The 15,345-nt window shown below is 66.0% G+C and carries 17 protein-coding genes and 1 pseudogene; 8 read left to right on the top strand and 10 right to left on the bottom strand.

Annotated elements, in window-relative coordinates:
* The first annotated feature begins 59 nt into the window (after positions 1 to 59).
* Positions 60 to 173 (top strand): annotated as a pseudogene (locus OB905_04955) (ATP-binding protein).
* On the opposite strand, the gene OB905_04960 reads toward OB905_04955, so the two are convergent.
* Positions 174 to 866 carry a hypothetical protein gene (locus tag OB905_04960; protein ID MCU4925337.1) on the bottom strand — a complete coding sequence of 231 codons (693 nt, stop codon included), beginning with the start codon at positions 864 to 866 and terminating at the stop codon, positions 174 to 176.
* Positions 867 to 949: 83 nt separating this feature from the next.
* Positions 950 to 1,924: an NDP-sugar synthase gene (locus OB905_04965; GenBank protein MCU4925338.1), complete on the bottom strand. Its 975-nt coding sequence runs from the start codon at positions 1,922 to 1,924 to the stop codon at positions 950 to 952.
* Positions 1,925 to 2,040: 116 nt separating this feature from the next.
* Here OB905_04965 and OB905_04970 point away from each other — a divergent pair, with 116 nt between their 5' ends.
* Positions 2,041 to 2,337 carry a transcriptional regulator gene (locus tag OB905_04970; protein MCU4925339.1) on the top strand — a complete coding sequence of 99 codons (297 nt, stop codon included), beginning with the start codon at positions 2,041 to 2,043 and terminating at the stop codon, positions 2,335 to 2,337.
* Positions 2,338 to 2,422: 85 nt separating this feature from the next.
* On the top strand, positions 2,423 to 2,779 hold the full coding sequence (locus OB905_04975) for a hypothetical protein (protein MCU4925340.1): 357 nt from the start codon (positions 2,423 to 2,425) through the stop codon (positions 2,777 to 2,779).
* Positions 2,780 to 2,804: 25 nt separating this feature from the next.
* On the opposite strand, the gene OB905_04980 is transcribed toward OB905_04975, so the two are convergent.
* Complete coding sequence (locus OB905_04980; protein MCU4925341.1) at positions 2,805 to 3,269, bottom strand: Rieske (2Fe-2S) protein; 465 nt, start codon at positions 3,267 to 3,269, stop codon at positions 2,805 to 2,807.
* Between the two features lie 107 nt (positions 3,270 to 3,376).
* Between OB905_04980 and OB905_04985 the strand changes: the two genes are divergently transcribed.
* On the top strand, positions 3,377 to 4,474 hold the full coding sequence (locus OB905_04985; GenBank protein MCU4925342.1) for a saccharopine dehydrogenase NADP-binding domain-containing protein: 1,098 nt from the start codon (positions 3,377 to 3,379) through the stop codon (positions 4,472 to 4,474).
* A gap of 15 nt (positions 4,475 to 4,489) precedes the next feature.
* Here the strand turns inward: OB905_04985 and OB905_04990 are convergent, their stop codons facing one another.
* Positions 4,490 to 4,906 carry a DUF6069 family protein gene (locus tag OB905_04990; GenBank protein ID MCU4925343.1) on the bottom strand — a complete coding sequence of 139 codons (417 nt, stop codon included), beginning with the start codon at positions 4,904 to 4,906 and terminating at the stop codon, positions 4,490 to 4,492.
* Positions 4,907 to 5,060: 154 nt separating this feature from the next.
* Positions 5,061 to 5,957, bottom strand: coding sequence for an aminotransferase class IV (locus tag OB905_04995; protein ID MCU4925344.1), 897 nt, complete (start codon positions 5,955 to 5,957; stop codon positions 5,061 to 5,063).
* A 262-nt stretch (positions 5,958 to 6,219) separates the two neighbouring features.
* On the opposite strand from OB905_04995, the gene OB905_05000 reads away from it, so the two are divergent.
* Positions 6,220 to 6,954, top strand: a complete 735-nt coding sequence (locus OB905_05000; GenBank protein MCU4925345.1) for a hypothetical protein — start codon at positions 6,220 to 6,222, stop codon at positions 6,952 to 6,954.
* 133 nt (positions 6,955 to 7,087) lie between these two features.
* On the opposite strand, the gene OB905_05005 is transcribed toward OB905_05000, so the two are convergent.
* From OB905_05005 to OB905_05020, 4 genes are all read right to left on the bottom strand, one after another.
* On the bottom strand, positions 7,088 to 7,834 hold the full coding sequence (locus tag OB905_05005) for an aminodeoxychorismate/anthranilate synthase component II (GenBank protein MCU4925346.1): 747 nt from the start codon (positions 7,832 to 7,834) through the stop codon (positions 7,088 to 7,090).
* A complete protein-coding gene (gene pabB, locus OB905_05010; GenBank protein MCU4925347.1) occupies positions 7,827 to 9,446 on the bottom strand; it encodes an aminodeoxychorismate synthase, component I in 1,620 nt (539 codons plus the stop codon). The genes OB905_05005 and pabB overlap by 8 nt, the downstream gene beginning before the upstream one ends.
* Positions 9,447 to 9,525: 79 nt before the next feature.
* On the bottom strand, positions 9,526 to 10,257 hold the full coding sequence (locus tag OB905_05015; GenBank protein MCU4925348.1) for a helix-hairpin-helix domain-containing protein: 732 nt from the start codon (positions 10,255 to 10,257) through the stop codon (positions 9,526 to 9,528).
* A gap of 42 nt (positions 10,258 to 10,299) precedes the next feature.
* Complete coding sequence (locus tag OB905_05020) at positions 10,300 to 11,100, bottom strand: shikimate dehydrogenase (protein ID MCU4925349.1); 801 nt, start codon at positions 11,098 to 11,100, stop codon at positions 10,300 to 10,302.
* 126 nt (positions 11,101 to 11,226) lie between these two features.
* Between OB905_05020 and OB905_05025 the strand changes: the two genes are divergently transcribed.
* From OB905_05025 to ftsZ, 3 genes are all read left to right on the top strand, one after another.
* The gene (locus tag OB905_05025) at positions 11,227 to 12,177 is read left to right on the top strand and encodes a calcium/sodium antiporter (GenBank protein ID MCU4925350.1); all 951 of its coding nucleotides are present in this window, start codon (positions 11,227 to 11,229) and stop codon (positions 12,175 to 12,177) included.
* 81 nt (positions 12,178 to 12,258) lie between these two features.
* A complete protein-coding gene (locus OB905_05030; GenBank protein ID MCU4925351.1) occupies positions 12,259 to 13,644 on the top strand; it encodes a hypothetical protein in 1,386 nt (461 codons plus the stop codon).
* Positions 13,645 to 13,755: 111 nt separating this feature from the next.
* Positions 13,756 to 14,898: a cell division protein FtsZ gene (gene ftsZ, locus OB905_05035; GenBank protein ID MCU4925352.1), complete on the top strand. Its 1,143-nt coding sequence runs from the start codon at positions 13,756 to 13,758 to the stop codon at positions 14,896 to 14,898.
* A gap of 86 nt (positions 14,899 to 14,984) precedes the next feature.
* Here ftsZ and OB905_05040 read toward each other — a convergent pair whose 3' ends face one another.
* The gene (locus tag OB905_05040) at positions 14,985 to 15,314 is read right to left on the bottom strand and encodes a 2Fe-2S iron-sulfur cluster-binding protein (protein ID MCU4925353.1); all 330 of its coding nucleotides are present in this window, start codon (positions 15,312 to 15,314) and stop codon (positions 14,985 to 14,987) included.
* Positions 15,315 to 15,345 lie beyond the last annotated feature (31 nt).

Consider the following 15,345-nt stretch of genomic DNA (forward strand, 5'->3'; position numbering starts at 1 on the left):
GTCCAGATTTTTCGTCGAGGGGGTCGCGAAGCGACTCCGAGGCGAAAAAGGTGGTTCCTGAGATACTCGTTGTCGACGGCCCGCACATGGATCGCCGGATCGACCTCGAGTACGAGACTGAGTGGGAGGGAACGCGAGGGTCGATCCAGGTAACGGACGCGCGGTTGAACTAGTCACAACGCGAGGCGCTCGAGTTCGGCCTCCCGCTCGGCCTCGTCGACACCGTGCCACCAGCCGAGCCGATCGATTTCGGCGCGTCGGAACGAGGTCTCGATTGCGAGCCACTCGGCGGCAGCGATCGTTCGCAGCGGCGTCTCGGCGTCGATCTCTGACTCGTCGATGTCGTCTGCCATCTCCTGGATCAGCGTGGTGACGCCAGTCCTCGGCGCCACGACGTCAGCGCCCGCGAGCAGCCGCAGCTGCTGAAAGCTCGCGGGGCCCACACCGTCGATCGCCCCGATCGGATCCGCCTCATAGCGAAAGACGTCGGCCTCGCCTGCCCAGGCTTGCAGCGCCGCCAGATCGTCGTCCTCCGGACGGTTTGCGAGGACGTCCGCGACGGTCAGTAAGACGTGGCGTTGGCGCTCGGGGCCGAACGCCGCAACCAGGTCCTCGTCGTCGGGATCGACGGCAGCCAGCTCGGCCAACGAGTCGACCCGACCGGCGTCGACGAACGACTCGCGGAACGCCTCGACGGCGGCGACGGCGTTGCTGAGCCGGCCACCGGTCGTCGTCGCCGCAGCCTCGGCGACGAGCAGCCGAGGATCCGAGCCGGTGTACCGGTCGAACGAGGCCAGCGCGTCGGCGAGGTCGGCGCAAGGGACCCCCTCGGCTCGCCGTTCGAGGATCGACTGGGGCGCAGTCATGCAACACCGTACCAATCGAGGGCGAAACAGATAGCTCTGACGACCAGTCAGTCTACCAGGACGTCCGCTGCGCTCGACTGCGATTACTCGGAGACGCCGTTCGTGATCGTCGTGTGGGCGCCGATGAGTGCCCCCGCGAGGTCCAGATTCTCGAGGCGGGTTCCCTCGTCGATGATCGAGCGGCGAACGTCGCCGCTCTGGACGACTGCGTCGGGGAAGATGACCGCGTGTTCGAGGTGGGTGTCGACGAGGGTCGCGCCCTCCATGACGTGGACATTCTCGCCGATCGTGGCGTCCTCCAGGCTCGCGCTCTCGGAGACCAGCGAGTCGCCGTCCAGATGCCAGGCGACGGCGTCGAGATAGCTCTCGGGGGTGCCGATGTCGTACCAGGCGCCCTCGAAGGTGTAGGCGTAGGTCGGCTCCCGGTTCTGGAGCCACTGGACGAACCAGCCGGGCTCGTCGGGGTTGTTGCCGTCTTCTAAGTACGTCGGGAGCAGGGAGAGCGAATCACGGGGGAACGCGTAGCAGGCGATGGAGACGAGCGTGCTCTTGGGGTCGTCGGGTTTCTCCTGGAAATCGACGACGCGGTCGCCCTCGAGATCGACCAGCCCGTAGGATTTGGCCTGGTCGCGCGAGCCGACATCGTAGGCGGCGAGCGTCGGCGCTCCCTTGGCTTCGAAGTAGTCGATGAAGTCGGCGACGGCGAAGCTCATCAGATTGTCGCCGGCGATCACGAGCAGGTCGTCGTCGACGCCCTCCCGATCGATCAGCTGGGCGAGCGCGCCAACGACGCCGAACTTCTCGTCTTCGGCCTCGGTCTCCTCGATCGAGAGCGTCGGTTTCTCGTAGGGCTGGTCCTCGAGGTGGGCCTCGAAATCGGGTGCGAAGCGCTCGTTCGTACTGACGAAGACCTCGTCGATACGGTCGTCAGCCTCGAGCTCGGCAAAGATGCGGTCGATGACGGTCGACTCCCCGATCGGGAGGAACATCTTGGGCCGATGTTTGGTGATTGGCCACATTCGGGTCGCGTATCCGCCAGCAAGCACGACGGCCTTCATAGCCGGCACTTCATCACCGCCATGTAAGTCAGTTACCCCCGCGAGGACGTGGTGACCGTCGCAGTCGAGCCGTCTCCAGCGAAGCCGTCTTTACCCGCTGGGACACAGACGTCCACATGCGGGAAGCAGACGAGACGACGAGACAGCGCCTCGCAGACGCCCTCCGAGAGGAAGCCGCACGCCCGTCAGAGTTGGCTGCCCGGTTGGATCTGACACCCCACGCAGTCGTCGAGCACGTCGAACACGTCGCCCGATCCGTCGAGGGAACCGACGCCGACGAGCAGTTGCTGGTCGCACCGCCGACGTGTCGTGCGTGTGGATTCGACGCGTTCGACGATCCGGTCAACCTCCCCTCGCGATGTCCCTCCTGTAAGAGCGAGGACGTCGCTGAACCGGCGTTTACGATCGAGTGAGCGATCCGCCGACAGTGCAAGAGGCATTTCGACACGCATATTTACCGCGCAGGCTACTCCCCTACAACGACACCAGCTCTCCCCTATGACCACTACACCGGAATCTAGCTGTGCGGACGTCGTTGCCAGTCTCCTCGACTGGCTGGCAGCGCGAGATGCGTCCGCCCAGACGGTCGACGAGGCGCTATCGGTGGTCACCAACGAGCGCCGACGCCTCTTTTTACAGGTGATGCGCGAGTACGAGGAAGCCGTCACGCTCCCCGACGCAGCCGAGGCCGTCGCGAGTCGTGAAACGGGCCGTGAGGTCGTCGAGATTTCCGCCGAGCAGATCGCAAACGTCTACATTTCGCTGTACCACGACCATCTGCCGCGACTCGTCGACGTAGACCTCCTCGAGTACGAGCAGGAGCGAGATCTGGTCAGACCCGTCGGGCTGCGGTAAGCGGTCTGCTCGGGGTCCGCCGGGTTCAGAGCTCTACGTTCGACGTCGAGCCCCGCGCCGTGTCATCGGTCGGAATCGGGCCAAGTTCGGAGAACACGTAGTCGTCGTCGACGAGATACACCGCATTCTCCCGTATCGCGACCGCGAGCTCCGTGAGGTAGGCCCCCTCACAGGGGCCGTAGGTACACCGTCCGGTATCGGCTTCGAAGTACGCGCCGTGGTTCTCACAGATGATCTCGCCGTTTCGCATGGCGGCACCGGATCCCTTGTCGAGGGGAATGTGTGTGAGGTGCTGGCAAGTGTTGTGCCAGCAGGCGATTCCGTCGTCGGTCCGAACCAGGATGGCCTCCGTCACCGTGTCGTCCGAACCAGCGGGCGTCTCGGTGCGTCCGGAGGAGCTGTCTGCATCGTCGACCGGCGTAACCCTGAACACCAGCGTCGAGTTCTCGGGAATCGAGTCGAGGGACGCAATTCGGGAGGCAGACGACATTGAGTGGCGGATTTCCCGTCCGGCGCCCTGAACGTTACGGACTGTGGCTGGGGAGAGGGGACGACGGCAACGCACCTTTGGGTCAGGACGCGGTAGGGATAGATGAGATGGGATCCCTGCTACTCTACGGTGCGTACGGCTACACGGGGCGACTCGTCGCCAGCGAGGCGGTCGGCCGAGAGCTCGAACCGATCGTGGCCGGCCGCGACGCAGAGAGCGTCCGCGAGCAGGCCACAGCACTCGACGTCGACAGCCGGGTCTTTCCGCTAGACGCGCCAGCGGAGATCGCTACCCAGCTCGCAGACGTCGATGCGGTCGTAAACTGCGCCGGCCCGTTCGCCCAGACGGCGCCGCCACTCGTCGAGGCGTGTCTCGAGACGGAGACCGATTACCTCGATATCACCGGCGAAATCGGGGTCTTCGAACGACTCAGCCGCCGAGACGAGGACGCCCGCGACGCCGACGTGACAGTCCTTCCCGGCGTCGGCTTCGAGGTCGTCCCCACGGACTGTCTGGCTGCACACCTCGCCGAGCAACTCCCCGACGCCGACGAACTCACCCTCGGCATCAACAGTCAGATGACACCCTCGCGAGGAACGATCAAGACGCTGCTTGGGCAGATCGGGGACGACGCGCTCGTCCGGCGAGACGGACGGCTCGTCCCCATCGCGCTGGGCAGCCGGGGGCCGGAGATCGACTTCGGGGACGGACCGGAGCCGACCGTGATAGCACCGCTTGGCGACCTCGTCACCGCGGCGCATTCGACTGGGATCGACACCGTCACGACGACCGTCGCGATTCCGGGACCCGACTGGCTCGGCCGGCTGGCACCGGAGCCGTCGACGGCGGCCAGATTTGAGCCAGTGATCGACGGGTTCGCCCAACTGCTTGACTCGCGACCCGCCGAGACAGTCCTCGGTCGGGCAATCAATCTGCTCCCGGAAGGACCGGATGGACGCGAACTCACGACCAGTGAGGCGATCTGCTGGGGCGAGGTCCGAGCCGGCGACCACACTGAGCGCGTGCTTTTACGAACGCCGGGGCCCTACGCGCTGACCGCAGAGTCGGCTGCTGCAGCGGCAGAGCGGGCGCTGGCTGGCGAGGCATCGGCTGGCTTCCAGACGCCGGCGAGCGCGTTCGGCCCCGACTTCGTACTGGACCTCGCGCGGACGGAACGAACGGGAGTCGAATTACTGCCCGCCTGAGACGGCGCTCGAAGGTTACCTCGCCACGTTCGTCAGGACTGCCACGCAGCTCACCGCGACGACGACGTGCATCAGCATGAGAACGACGACCGCGGGCACCGTCGCGTTCGGGTCGAGTTCCAGCAACGCGACATCCGGGAGAAACGAGAGGACGAGGACGACCGCCGCGAGGCGAGTAAACGTCCGATCCGGCGTCTCCGAGACGCGGGTGAGCACACCGTAGACGAGCGTCGCACCCAGCGCACCGAGGACCGTCAGCAGCGTCACTGGCGGGACCGAAAGCGGGTCGAACGGCTCGACGGTGTCGACCGCGAGCGCCGCCCAGAGGACGATCCAGTTCGCGACGACCGAGAGGACAGTCGCGAGCGCCCCCCGTGTGAGGAGCGTTCGACCGTCGAGGCTCTGCGCGTCGGACGTATCGATCGCAGCCATGCATGTCATCTCGACACACGCACAGATCAGTGTACCGATGGGTGGGGAACTCACCGGCGTCGCGAACGGGAGTTCGGCGATTCGGTGTGGCGGAATGGAAGCCGGCGTTGACTCGATGTTGCGGAACGCGAGCTAGCGTGGATCCGCCGTCGTCTCAGTAACAGCGCTTTTCGACGCGCTCTCGGTACAACTGCGCGAGACGGTCGGTTATCGGCCCGGTGTCGACCGCATCGCCGCCTACAGCCTCGCCGCCTACAGCCTCGCCGTCGACGCTCGCGATCGGTCGGATCTCCCAGGTCGTGTTCGTCAGAAACGCCTCGGAGGCGTCCGCCAATCGCGCAGGCTCGTACCGGCCCTCGGCGATGGGAACCTCGGCGTCCCGGGCGAGTTCGATGACGACTCGGCGGGTGATTCCCGGGAGTACCGGTCCCTCGGTCGTCGGGGTGTGAAGAGCCCCGTCGTCGACGAAGAAGAGGTTGCTCGTCGCGCCCTCCGCGAGGAAGCCGTCCGTGTCACACAGGAGCGCCTCGTCGCCGTCCTCGAGCTCCCGCCTGGCGAGGATACCGTTCAGGTAGTTGTGCGTCTTCGCCGCCGACGGAACTGCCGCATCCGGAATCCGGCGGGTCTCTACGCGCTCGACCCGGGCGGGCGCGTCCCAGACCGGATCGCCAGCCGTACCGCCCCTGGGAAGCGAGGCGACGTAGACGACGACCGTCGGGTCGACCTCGGGATCGGGCGTGAGTTTGCCGGGCTGGACCCCGCGAGTAATCGAGAGCCGGACGTAAGCGTTGTCGAGCCCGTTCGCCCGCAGAGTCTCGTCGATTCGGCCCCGCAGGCCGGTTCGGGAGAGTCCGTGATCGATTCCGAGCGCCCGTGCGGAACGCTCGAGGCGGTCGGCGTGGGCGTGCCACTCGAAGAGCTTCCCGCCGTAGGCCCGGAGTGTCTCGAAGACGCCGTCGCCGTAGCGAAAGCCGCGGTCGTCGACGCGAACGGTCGCCTCGCTCGCGGGCACGAGGTCGCCGTCGACGTGGTACAGCAGGTCGTCGGTCATGGTGCGAATCGGCGTCGCGTCTACCCGTTCGTCGCCGCCAGAGCACTATGAACCCACTGCTCGTCCTGTTGGAGGAGAGTTGAGGTGCAGATATGGGAAGGGGTGACTCACAGCAGTTGCACCGAAGACGGGTTATTCGGGGGTCTGTTCAGGAAGATCGGGTGTGGATCATCCGACAAGTACGTTTGCGAGTTGATCGATAACTACAATCCGTATTTGAGCTTGGAGAACGTATTTATGTACACTTGTGGAATCGAAATATATGAATCGTCGGAACCTTCTCAAAATGGGTAGTTCTGGTGCACTCATCAGTGTTTGTGGGTGCCTCGATCAGTTCGGAGACGTGCAAGGAACTGACGATAATTCGAATACCAATGCAGGCAACGGAGAGTTGAACGGCAACGAGTCGAAGGGTGAGCCATCCGGAGAGTTGACCGAGTATGGAGATAGCGCAGATCCGCTTGCGTTCGAGACACTACGACTCGGAGATTGCTACTTGGAACAGGAAGTGATCCCAAACGGAGTCTGTTCAGAGAACCCAACCTCACTCCACCGGACCGAAACAGTTGGCGACTTCCCGGCTGGCTCCACGGAGCTATACGGTTTCATACTTAATTCTCACGAAGATGCCGAACAACTTGACGAAACAGCTCTGAATGACCTCGGTATTGAAGGCGGATCACAGGCGGACACGTACGAACGACCGAGCGTATTTGTCGATGACACGGATTTTGAGACCAACTCACTTATCGTGCTTCAAGGGGGTTTCTCATCTTCTCCCGGAACAGTTACCGTCAGCTCCGTCGGTGGACTCTCCAAGAATGAAATATACATTGGAGCAGAGACTTCACAAGAGGGTAATGATGAACCGGCGAGTCTGACAACCCTCATCCAAGTGGAGCAATCCACAGTAGTTGATGGCCTTCGTGTCCGCCAAGCACACGAATTGGTAGAAACGGGCGAGATGCATTACGCAATATACGCTACTGAAAAATAGGCTGCTACGGGGAAGTGTGTTTCTTCCGTAAGTGGTGTCTGTTTCCCCTGTATTGATCGTTGGCCCTTGCTAGAAGATCACATCGCGCACTAGTTCCTGATTCGTACAGAGAGTACACACTACGCCTGCCGACTCACTCGTCAGCGTCGTACTCGGCGGCGAACGCACAGAAGTTCCGGATCATCCGTTTGCCGACCGCAAGCGAGATCTCCCGGCCCGCACCGACGGATCCCGCGACCGTCGTCGCGTTCGGATCGGTGGCTGCCGGGTCGGGAGCGGCGGCGGGGTCGCCCGAGCCGGACGCAATTGGCTCTGACTCGGCCGGCTCCGGCTCGCGGGTGAGGATGCTCTCGGGGTGAAACTGGACGCCCAGGTGGGGACGCTCGCGATGGCGCACCGCCATCAGCACGCCCCGCTCGTCGGCGGTACGGGCTGTCTCGACAAGGCTATCCGGCAGATCCTCGCGCTCGACGGCCAGGGAGTGATACCGGCCGACCTGGAAGCGCTCGGGGAGGCCGTCGAACAGCCCCTCACCGTCGTGGGAGACGACCGAGGGCTTGCCGTGGACGACCGAGGGAGCGTGGACGACGGGCGCGCCGTTGGCCGCACAGAGCGCCTGGTGGCCCAGACAGACACCGAGGATCGGATACTCGGTCTCCCGGAAGAGGGGAATCGAGATCCCCGCCTCCGCGGGTGTGCCGGGCCCGGGCGAAACGACGATCCCCGTCGGGTCGAGTTCGCCCACGCCCGCGAGGTCGATCTCGTCGTTGCGCCGGACCACGACCTCGTCGGCTACCTCCCCAACGTACTGGACGAGGTTGTACGCGAAGGAGTCGTAGTTGTCGACGACCAGCAACCGGTTGCTGCGATCGTCACTCACGTGGCTCACCCCCGTCGGCCGAAAGCGCCATCTCGACGCGCTCGCCGAGGGCCTCGTCGATCGCGGTGATCAGCGCCCGGGCCTTGTCGAGGGTCTCGTCGTACTCCCGACCGGGCTCGGAGTCGTGGACGATGCCGGCGCCGACCCGGAGGTGGTACTCCTCGGCGTGGCAGACGAGCGTCCGGATCACGATGTTGAGCGTCGCCCGCCCGTCGAAGCCGAAGAGGCCGACGCTGCCGGTGTAGGGGCCCCGACGGGTCGTCTCGACCTCGTCGATGATCTCCATCGTCCGGGGCTTCGGCGCGCCTGTGATCGTCCCGCCGGGGAAGACCGCCGCGATCGCGTCCGCGAGCGTGGCGTCGGCCCGCAGGCGGCCGGTCACGTCTGAGACGAGGTGCATCACCTCGGAGTAGCGGTCGACCCGGCGGTACTCGGCGACGTCGACCGAGCCGTACTGACAGACCTTCCCGAGGTCGTTCCGTTCCAGATCGACCAACATCGCGTGCTCGGCGCGCTCTTTCTCGTCGGTCAGCAGATCGACCTCGAGTTCGCGGTCCGCCTCCGGGGTCTCGCCGCGGGGGCGGGTGCCGGCGATGGGTTCCGTACGGACGAAGTCACCGTTGCGTTCTAACAGGAGTTCGGGACTCGCGCTGACCAGATCGGCGGCGCGAAGTTCGAGCAGGCAGGAGTAGGGGGCCGGATTCACCCGGCGGAGGGCGTCGTAGGCGGCGACGGGGTGGACCGCCGCGGGGGCGGCGAGTCGCTGGGAGATGTTCGCCTGGAAGGTGTCGCCGTCGCGGATGTACGCCTTGACCCGGCGGACGCGCTCAGCGAACGCCTCGCGGTCGCAGTCGCTCTCGAAAGTTGCCTCGGTCGCGGCGACGGGCGGACCACCATGGCTCGGGTCGCCCGAGAGGGCTGCCTCCGCGAGTTCGAGTGCGCGCTCGCGGCCACGCTCGTAGGCCGCCTCGACGGCGGCGTCGCCGTCCAGCTCGACGCGCGGACAGGCCGTCACCCGCAGCGTGACCGGTTCGTCGTCGGCGTCGGAATCCGTCGCGGAGGTCGTGACACCGTCGCCTCCCTGGATTTCCCAGGCCGCGAGCCGGTCGTAGACGCGGCCCTCGAACCGGGGCAGTCCCCGATCGTCGTCGGCGTCGGTCGGGAGCTCCTCGAGCTCCCGAGCCACGTCGTAGGATAGCCAGCCGATCACACCGCAGGGGTAGGGGACATCACAGTCGCCACGAACGAGATCCTCGAGCGCCAGCCGACTCTCGAGAGCGTCTAGCGTGGGGGAGCCGTCGCCGCCTCGCGAGACCGCGTCCGCGCCGACAGTGAGCCGGTCGGTCGGGTCGACACCGAAGTAGCCCCATCCGGCCTGTCCGCCGGTCGTTTCGAGGAAGGAACCGTCGGATGTGCCGGGCTCGCGAGCCCGACGATACGCTAAAAACGGGTCCTCGACCTGAACGCGAACCTCGACGGGAACCCGGAGTTCGGTGGAGCCGGGGCGGTCGTCTTCGGCGCGAGAAGCGACGCTCGCATCTCGGCCGTCTGGAGCGCTGGAAACGGCCTCCCGGAAGGACGCGAGCGTGGTGACGACCTGCGGCTCCGTCATAGGCACAGAGAGGACTCGGCGGGGTAATCGTCTTGCGGTTCTCGGCGACGTTCGCCGCGGATCGCGACCGATGGACCGGTCAGCGGACTTCTGCCCGATTGATCCAGCCCTGGAGTCGCTTCTCGGAGATTTCAGTCTGCTCGGCGAGGTCGCCCGCGTCGGCAGCTGCCAGCTCAGTGACGGTCTCGACGCCCGCATCGGCCAGGCGGTCGGCGTAGGCCGGCCCGATTCCCTTGATCACGTCGACGGGTTCGCCCGCTTCCGCCTCGTCTGCAGCGTCGGAATCGTCGTCGCTCGAGGCAGCGTCGTCGACCTCGTCTGCAGTCTCTTCAGCAACCGCGTCTGCGGCGTCGCCTCCCTCATCCTCCTCGGCGGTCGCCTGGTCCGCAGCGGGGTCGGACTCCTCGACGCCCGAATCGGCTTCTTCGTCGCCGTCGGCCTCGTCGGCCGTGTCGTCGATTTCGGGTTCCGGCTCGTCCTCAGATGCCATCTCTTCGGGTTCGTCATCCGATTCGTCGACATCGGAGGTCGGTCTGTCGTCGGCCGTTTTCTCCGTCGAGGGCGCCGCGTCGGCGTCGGTCGGCCCTGCCGCTTCGCCAGGCTCGGCCGCCGACTCCGGCTCTGCCGGCGTCTGCGTCATCGAGTCAGTCGATCCGGCGGCCGAGGTGCCGGCTGCGGCGGCGTCGTCAGGTTCCTCGGTGCTCTCTATCGATCGCTCGCGTTCGACGGTTACGCTCACGTCGCGCGATCGCGCGGGTTCGTCGTCACCGCCGAGTCCGAGCAACGACTTTAGCTTCTGAATGAGTGCCATTTAGTGAATATTATCGACTCAGACACTTAAAGCCGTCCGGTTCTAGAGGTGTTCGCGGAGCGCCGCGTTCATCGGTTCGACCGGCGCGTCGACGTCGAGCCAGCGTTCGAAGGCGGCGACGCCCTGGTAGAGCAGCATCCAGGCGCCGTCGACCGTGGTGGCTCCCGCGGCCGCCGCGTCCCGGAGGAGGCGCGTCTCGAGCGGGCGGTAGACGGCGTCGAGGACTGCCAGCTCGCCGTGGAGGGCGTCGGCCGGAACCGGCGTCGCGTCTTCTTCCATGCCGACGCTCGTGGCGTTGACGAGGACGTCGGCCTCGGCGAGTCTATCGGGAAGTGCGCCGAGTCCGTACCCCGTCGCTCCGGGAACCGCTTGGGCCAGCTCGTGGGCGGTCGACTCGGTCCGGTTGGCGATCTCAACGGTTGCGCCCGCGTCGGCGAGACCGAACGCGATCGCTCGTCCCGCACCGCCGGCGCCGACGACGACGGCGTGCGCGCCGTCGATCGCGACGTCGTGGTCGCGCAGCGCGCGGATCGCACCCGCGGCGTCCGTGTTGTGGCCGGTCGGCGCATCGCCCGAGAAGTCGATCGTGTTCACGGCGCCGATGCGCTGGGCCAACTCGTCCGGTTCGACGACGTCGAGGACGTCCTGTTTGAACGGGATCGTCACGTTCAGCCCGCGAACGTCGAGCGCCTGGGCGCCCCGGACGGCGGCCTCGATCTCGTCGATCTCGGGTTCGAAGGTGACGTAGCGGGCGTCGATCCCGAGCGCCTCGTATCCCGCTTCGTGCATCGGCGGGGACAGCGAGTGGCCGACGGGGTTTCCGAGTAGTCCAAAGACGTGCATACCGGTCTCTGCTCGCGGAGGGATCATAATCAGTGCGGCTCGGCGCTGTTGTGGTTTCGGTCAAGGGCGGCCCACGGGGCAGGTCGGTCCGTTTATCCCCTGTTCACGAGTATCGCCGAACAGATCATGGCGCTCGGTCCCGACCTAGTGGTTCCCGTCGTCTTGCTGGCGGCAGGGATCGTTGCGCTCTACGTCGGCGCGGAGCTGCTCGTCTCGGGCGCTGGCGGGCTCGCGTTCGGAATCGGCCTCCGGGCGGCCACTGTCGGCGTCACCGTCATCGCGTTCGCGACGACCGCTCCCGAACTGTTCGTCGCGACCATCGGCGCGCTCGACGTCTCGACCGACGTCGGCCTCGGAGCGATCATCGGCTCGAACGTCGCCAACATCGGTCTCGTACTCGGGCTCGCAGCACTGATACGGCCGCTGTCGATCAGCACGGTCGCGATGACGCGCCACGTCCCGTTCATGGTGCTGTCGGCGTTCCTGCTGGTCGCGCTCGCGTGGAACGGGGAGCTGGGCCGACTCGACGGACTCGTGATGCTCGCCGCACTCGCGGGCTTTACCGCGTACCTGCTGTACTACGTCAACGCAGATCCCGCGCCGATGGTCGACGATCCGGACGCTCGAAACGGCGTCCAAGCACGTGACGTTGCGCTGGTCCTCGGCGGTTTGCTCGCGCTCGTGGTCGGCTCGCGGTGGCTGATCTCCGGCAGCGTCGATCTCCTCTCGGCGTTCGGCTTCTCCGATCTGTTCATCGGGCTCACGGTGCTCGCGCTCGGCACCTCCCTGCCCGAGCTCGCAGCGTCGGTCGTGGGAGCGCTGCGCGGAGAGACCCAGTTCGCGATCGGAAACGTGGTGGGTTCGAACGTCTACAACATCCTCGCCGTGCTCGGGCTCGTAGCGGTGATCACGCCGATCCCCGTCTCGTCGGGAACCCTGCGGTTCGAACTCCCCGCGCTCGTCGCGTTCACCGTCGTCCTCGTCGCGATGATGGGGTACGGGCGACGACTCACGCGCCTGGACGGACTCGCACTGCTCGCGGGCTACGTCGGCTTTATCTACCTGTTACTGCCCTGATCGGCTCCCCTGCTGTCGGCGGAACCCGACTTAGCTGGTGGGAACCGTCACGTATTCGGCCGCCCGCGAGCAACTGCGGACGTGATCGCGATCGTCGAGAGCCGAGCCGATCGGGCCTCAGAGCACATCTGCGAGCGCCTGCGAGAGCTCGCCGACTGGGAGCGGCGGGAAGACCCGAGCCAGCCGGACGCCAAGGGCGGGGGCACCTACGACCGCACCGACGCCTTCGAACTGCGGTCGTTCGAGCAGCGCCACCTCGAGATGGAGCATCCGGCGGCGGCGTTCTCCGGCGATCCAGACCTGCTGGTGTTCGCCTCCCGACACGCCGGCGAGACGGGGCCGTTGCTAACCGGTCACTTCACGGGAAACTTCGGCCCGGCAGAGTACGGCGGAGAAGACCGCGCGCTCGCCGCGGCGTGTCCGAACGCGCTCGTCCGATTCCGCGAGGCCGCCGCCGAGTACGCCCCCGAGGGCTACGACATCGGCCTCGAATGTACCCACCACGGCCCGACCGACGTCGGCTGCCCCTCGTTGTTCGCCGAACTCGGCAGTTCCGACGAGCAGTGGGACGACCCGGAGGGAGCGACGGCCGTCGCCCGCGCCATCCTCGCGCTGGCAGGCGTCTCCCCCCACCGCGAGCGCACCGTCGTCGGCTTCGGCGGCGGCCACTACGTCCCCCGATTCGAGCGTATCGTCCGGGAGACGCCGTGGGCTGTCGGCCACGTCGCCGCCGACTGGGCGCTCTCCGCGATGGGGGACCCCGCCGAGAACGAGGCGGTGATCGAGCGGGCATTCGTCGAAAGCGGGGCGGAGCTCGCGGTCGTCGACGACGACCGACCGGAGCTCGAAGGCGTGATCGAGAACCTCGGCTACCGAACCGTGAGCGAGGCGTGGCTCCGCGAGGTTGGCGACCGACCTCTCGAGCTCGTCGCGCGTGTCGAGGACGCGCTCGGCCCAGTTGCAGACGGCGTGCAGTTTGGCGAGCGCATCCCCGAGGCCCCCGCGGACGGCGATACCGGTGGTTTCGCCGTCGTCGACCTGCCTGCGGAGCTGGCCGCCGAAGCGGAGGGGATCGATCCCGACCGCGTTCGGCGGACGGTCGCCACCCACAGCGTCGCCTTCGAGACCGAAAACGGCGGCAGCCGCGTCGGCGAACGAGCGGCGCTCCCCTCGGACACGACTCTCGAACCCGTCGTCGAGGCGCTGGCGGAGATCCTCGAAGAATCCTACGAGACGGTTCGCGTAGAGTCGGACGCGGTCGTCGCCGAGGGGTTGGCGTTCGACCCATCGCTGGCCAGCGAGGCCGGCGTCCCGGAAGGGCCGAAGTTCGGCGCGCTAGCCAGCGGCTCGCCGGTCACCGTCGACGGGAAAACTGTCGAGCCGGGGGACGTTCGAGTCCGCCGAACCAGTCGCTTTCCGATTCCGTCAGGGACCTCGTCAGGTGATCGCGGATCTCCCACCCAGTAGGCGCTCCATTCACTCGAGTGACGCGATAGTAATATCGTATTACCGCGTCTGACGTTCGTCTGACGCCGAGGGGGAAAGGATATGATGCTTCATCATATAGAACGGCACAAGATGGACTCAATTATCGACGACGCCATCGACGAGGCCGAAGCCGACGTCGAGGGCGATTCGGAGGCGGTCGGCTACGAGGAGGATACCGGGACCGATGCCGACCCATCGGGAACGATGACCGACGACGAACTGCTCGACGTTCTCGACGACCTCCAGACAGACATCACGGTCGTGGGGTGTGGCGGCGCCGGGGGCAACACCGTAAACCGGATGGACGAGGAAGGGATCCACGGTGCAAAGCTCGTCGCCGCGAACACGGACGTCCAGCACTTAGTCGAGATCGATGCCGACACCAAGATCCTGATGGGAGAGCAAAAGACCGGCGGCCGCGGGGCCGGTTCGCTGCCCCAGGTCGGCGAGGAGGCTGCCCTCGAGAGCCAGCAGGACATCTACGACGCCATCGACGGCTCCGATATGGTCTTCGTTACGGCGGGTCTCGGCGGCGGTACCGGCACTGGCTCTGCGCCCGTCGTCGCCAAGGCGGCCCGCGAGGCCGGTGCACTCACCATCTCGATCGTCACGACGCCGTTTACCGCAGAGGGGGAGGTTCGCCGGACGAACGCCGAGGCCGGTCTCGAACGGCTGCGTGACGTCTCCGACACCGTCATCGTCGTGCCGAACGACCGGCTGCTCGACTCCGTCGGCAAACTGCCGGTCAAGCAGGCCTTTAAAGTCTCCGACGAGGTGTTGATGCGCTCGGTGAAGGGCATCACCGAACTGATCACCAAGCCGGGCCTCGTCAACCTGGACTTCGCCGACGTCCGCACCGTGATGGAACGCGGCGGCGTCGCGATGATCGGCCTCGGCGAGGCTGACTCCGAGGCGAAAGCCGAAGACTCTGTCAAGACCGCGCTCCGATCGCCGCTGCTCGACGTCGATATCTCCGGTGCGAGTTCTGCGCTGGTCAACGTCACCGGCGGCAACGACATGTCTATCGAGGAAGCCGAGGGCGTCGTCGAGGAGATCTACGACCGGATCGACCCCGACGCACGGATCATCTGGGGGACGTCGATCGACGAGAGTCTGGAGGGATCGATGCGAACCATGATCGTCGTCACGGGCGTCGAGTCACCCCAGATCTACGGTCGGCCGGAGGGCGAGGCCGTCCAGCCAGAGACCGAAGACGTCGACTTCGTCGACTGAGCGGACGATTGGCTGTTTTATCGGAGAGTTGCGCTTCGAACGAAGAGTTCGGAAGTGTCGAGCGTGAAGTGGATTCAGTTCGGCTGTCAGTCGTCGGCAGGTGCGGCGTCGCCCGCCGCTTCGACATCGGCCTCGATGCTCGGCGGATAGACACCGCGCTCGAGTTTGAGATCTGATTGGGGGCGAGCCATACAGGTCAGCGCGTAGCGTTCGGCTTCGGCCTCCGTGAGGCCGCGGGCGGCAGGCTGGGTGACCTCACCGTCGAGAATTTCGGCAGAGCAGGCCAGACACATCCCGACCCGGCAGGAGTACTCCTGGGCGATCCCTTCCTCGAGACACCGACTGAGGATTGTCTCTTTGTCCGAGCAGGTGATCGTCTCGCCGGTCCCGACGAATTCGACGGTGTACTCTGTCATACCCGCCGATACGAAAGACCTCCCTAAAACT

It is taken from the genome of Halobacteria archaeon AArc-dxtr1, from assembly GCA_025517425.1.
In the GTDB taxonomy this organism is placed as follows: domain Archaea; phylum Halobacteriota; class Halobacteria; order Halobacteriales; family Natrialbaceae; genus Halostagnicola.

Excerpts from the sequence above, each read along its gene's own strand:
- OB905_04960 (MCU4925337.1), bottom strand. The coding sequence starts at position 866 with ATGACTGCGCCCCAGTCGATCCTCGAACGGCGAGCCGAGGGGGTCCCT.
- OB905_04965 (MCU4925338.1), bottom strand. The coding sequence starts at position 1,924 with ATGAAGGCCGTCGTGCTTGCTGGCGGATACGCGACCCGAATGTGGCCA.
- OB905_04970 (MCU4925339.1), top strand. The coding sequence starts at position 2,041 with ATGCGGGAAGCAGACGAGACGACGAGACAGCGCCTCGCAGACGCCCTC.
- OB905_04975 (MCU4925340.1), top strand. The coding sequence starts at position 2,423 with ATGACCACTACACCGGAATCTAGCTGTGCGGACGTCGTTGCCAGTCTC.
- OB905_04980 (MCU4925341.1), bottom strand. The coding sequence starts at position 3,269 with ATGTCGTCTGCCTCCCGAATTGCGTCCCTCGACTCGATTCCCGAGAAC.
- OB905_04985 (MCU4925342.1), top strand. The coding sequence starts at position 3,377 with ATGGGATCCCTGCTACTCTACGGTGCGTACGGCTACACGGGGCGACTC.
- OB905_04990 (MCU4925343.1), bottom strand. The coding sequence starts at position 4,906 with ATGGCTGCGATCGATACGTCCGACGCGCAGAGCCTCGACGGTCGAACG.
- OB905_04995 (MCU4925344.1), bottom strand. The coding sequence starts at position 5,957 with ATGACCGACGACCTGCTGTACCACGTCGACGGCGACCTCGTGCCCGCG.
- OB905_05000 (MCU4925345.1), top strand. The coding sequence starts at position 6,220 with ATGAATCGTCGGAACCTTCTCAAAATGGGTAGTTCTGGTGCACTCATC.
- pabB (MCU4925347.1), bottom strand. The coding sequence starts at position 9,446 with ATGACGGAGCCGCAGGTCGTCACCACGCTCGCGTCCTTCCGGGAGGCC.
- OB905_05015 (MCU4925348.1), bottom strand. The coding sequence starts at position 10,257 with ATGGCACTCATTCAGAAGCTAAAGTCGTTGCTCGGACTCGGCGGTGAC.
- OB905_05020 (MCU4925349.1), bottom strand. The coding sequence starts at position 11,100 with ATGCACGTCTTTGGACTACTCGGAAACCCCGTCGGCCACTCGCTGTCC.
- OB905_05025 (MCU4925350.1), top strand. The coding sequence starts at position 11,227 with ATGGCGCTCGGTCCCGACCTAGTGGTTCCCGTCGTCTTGCTGGCGGCA.
- ftsZ (MCU4925352.1), top strand. The coding sequence starts at position 13,756 with ATGGACTCAATTATCGACGACGCCATCGACGAGGCCGAAGCCGACGTC.
- OB905_05040 (MCU4925353.1), bottom strand. The coding sequence starts at position 15,314 with ATGACAGAGTACACCGTCGAATTCGTCGGGACCGGCGAGACGATCACC.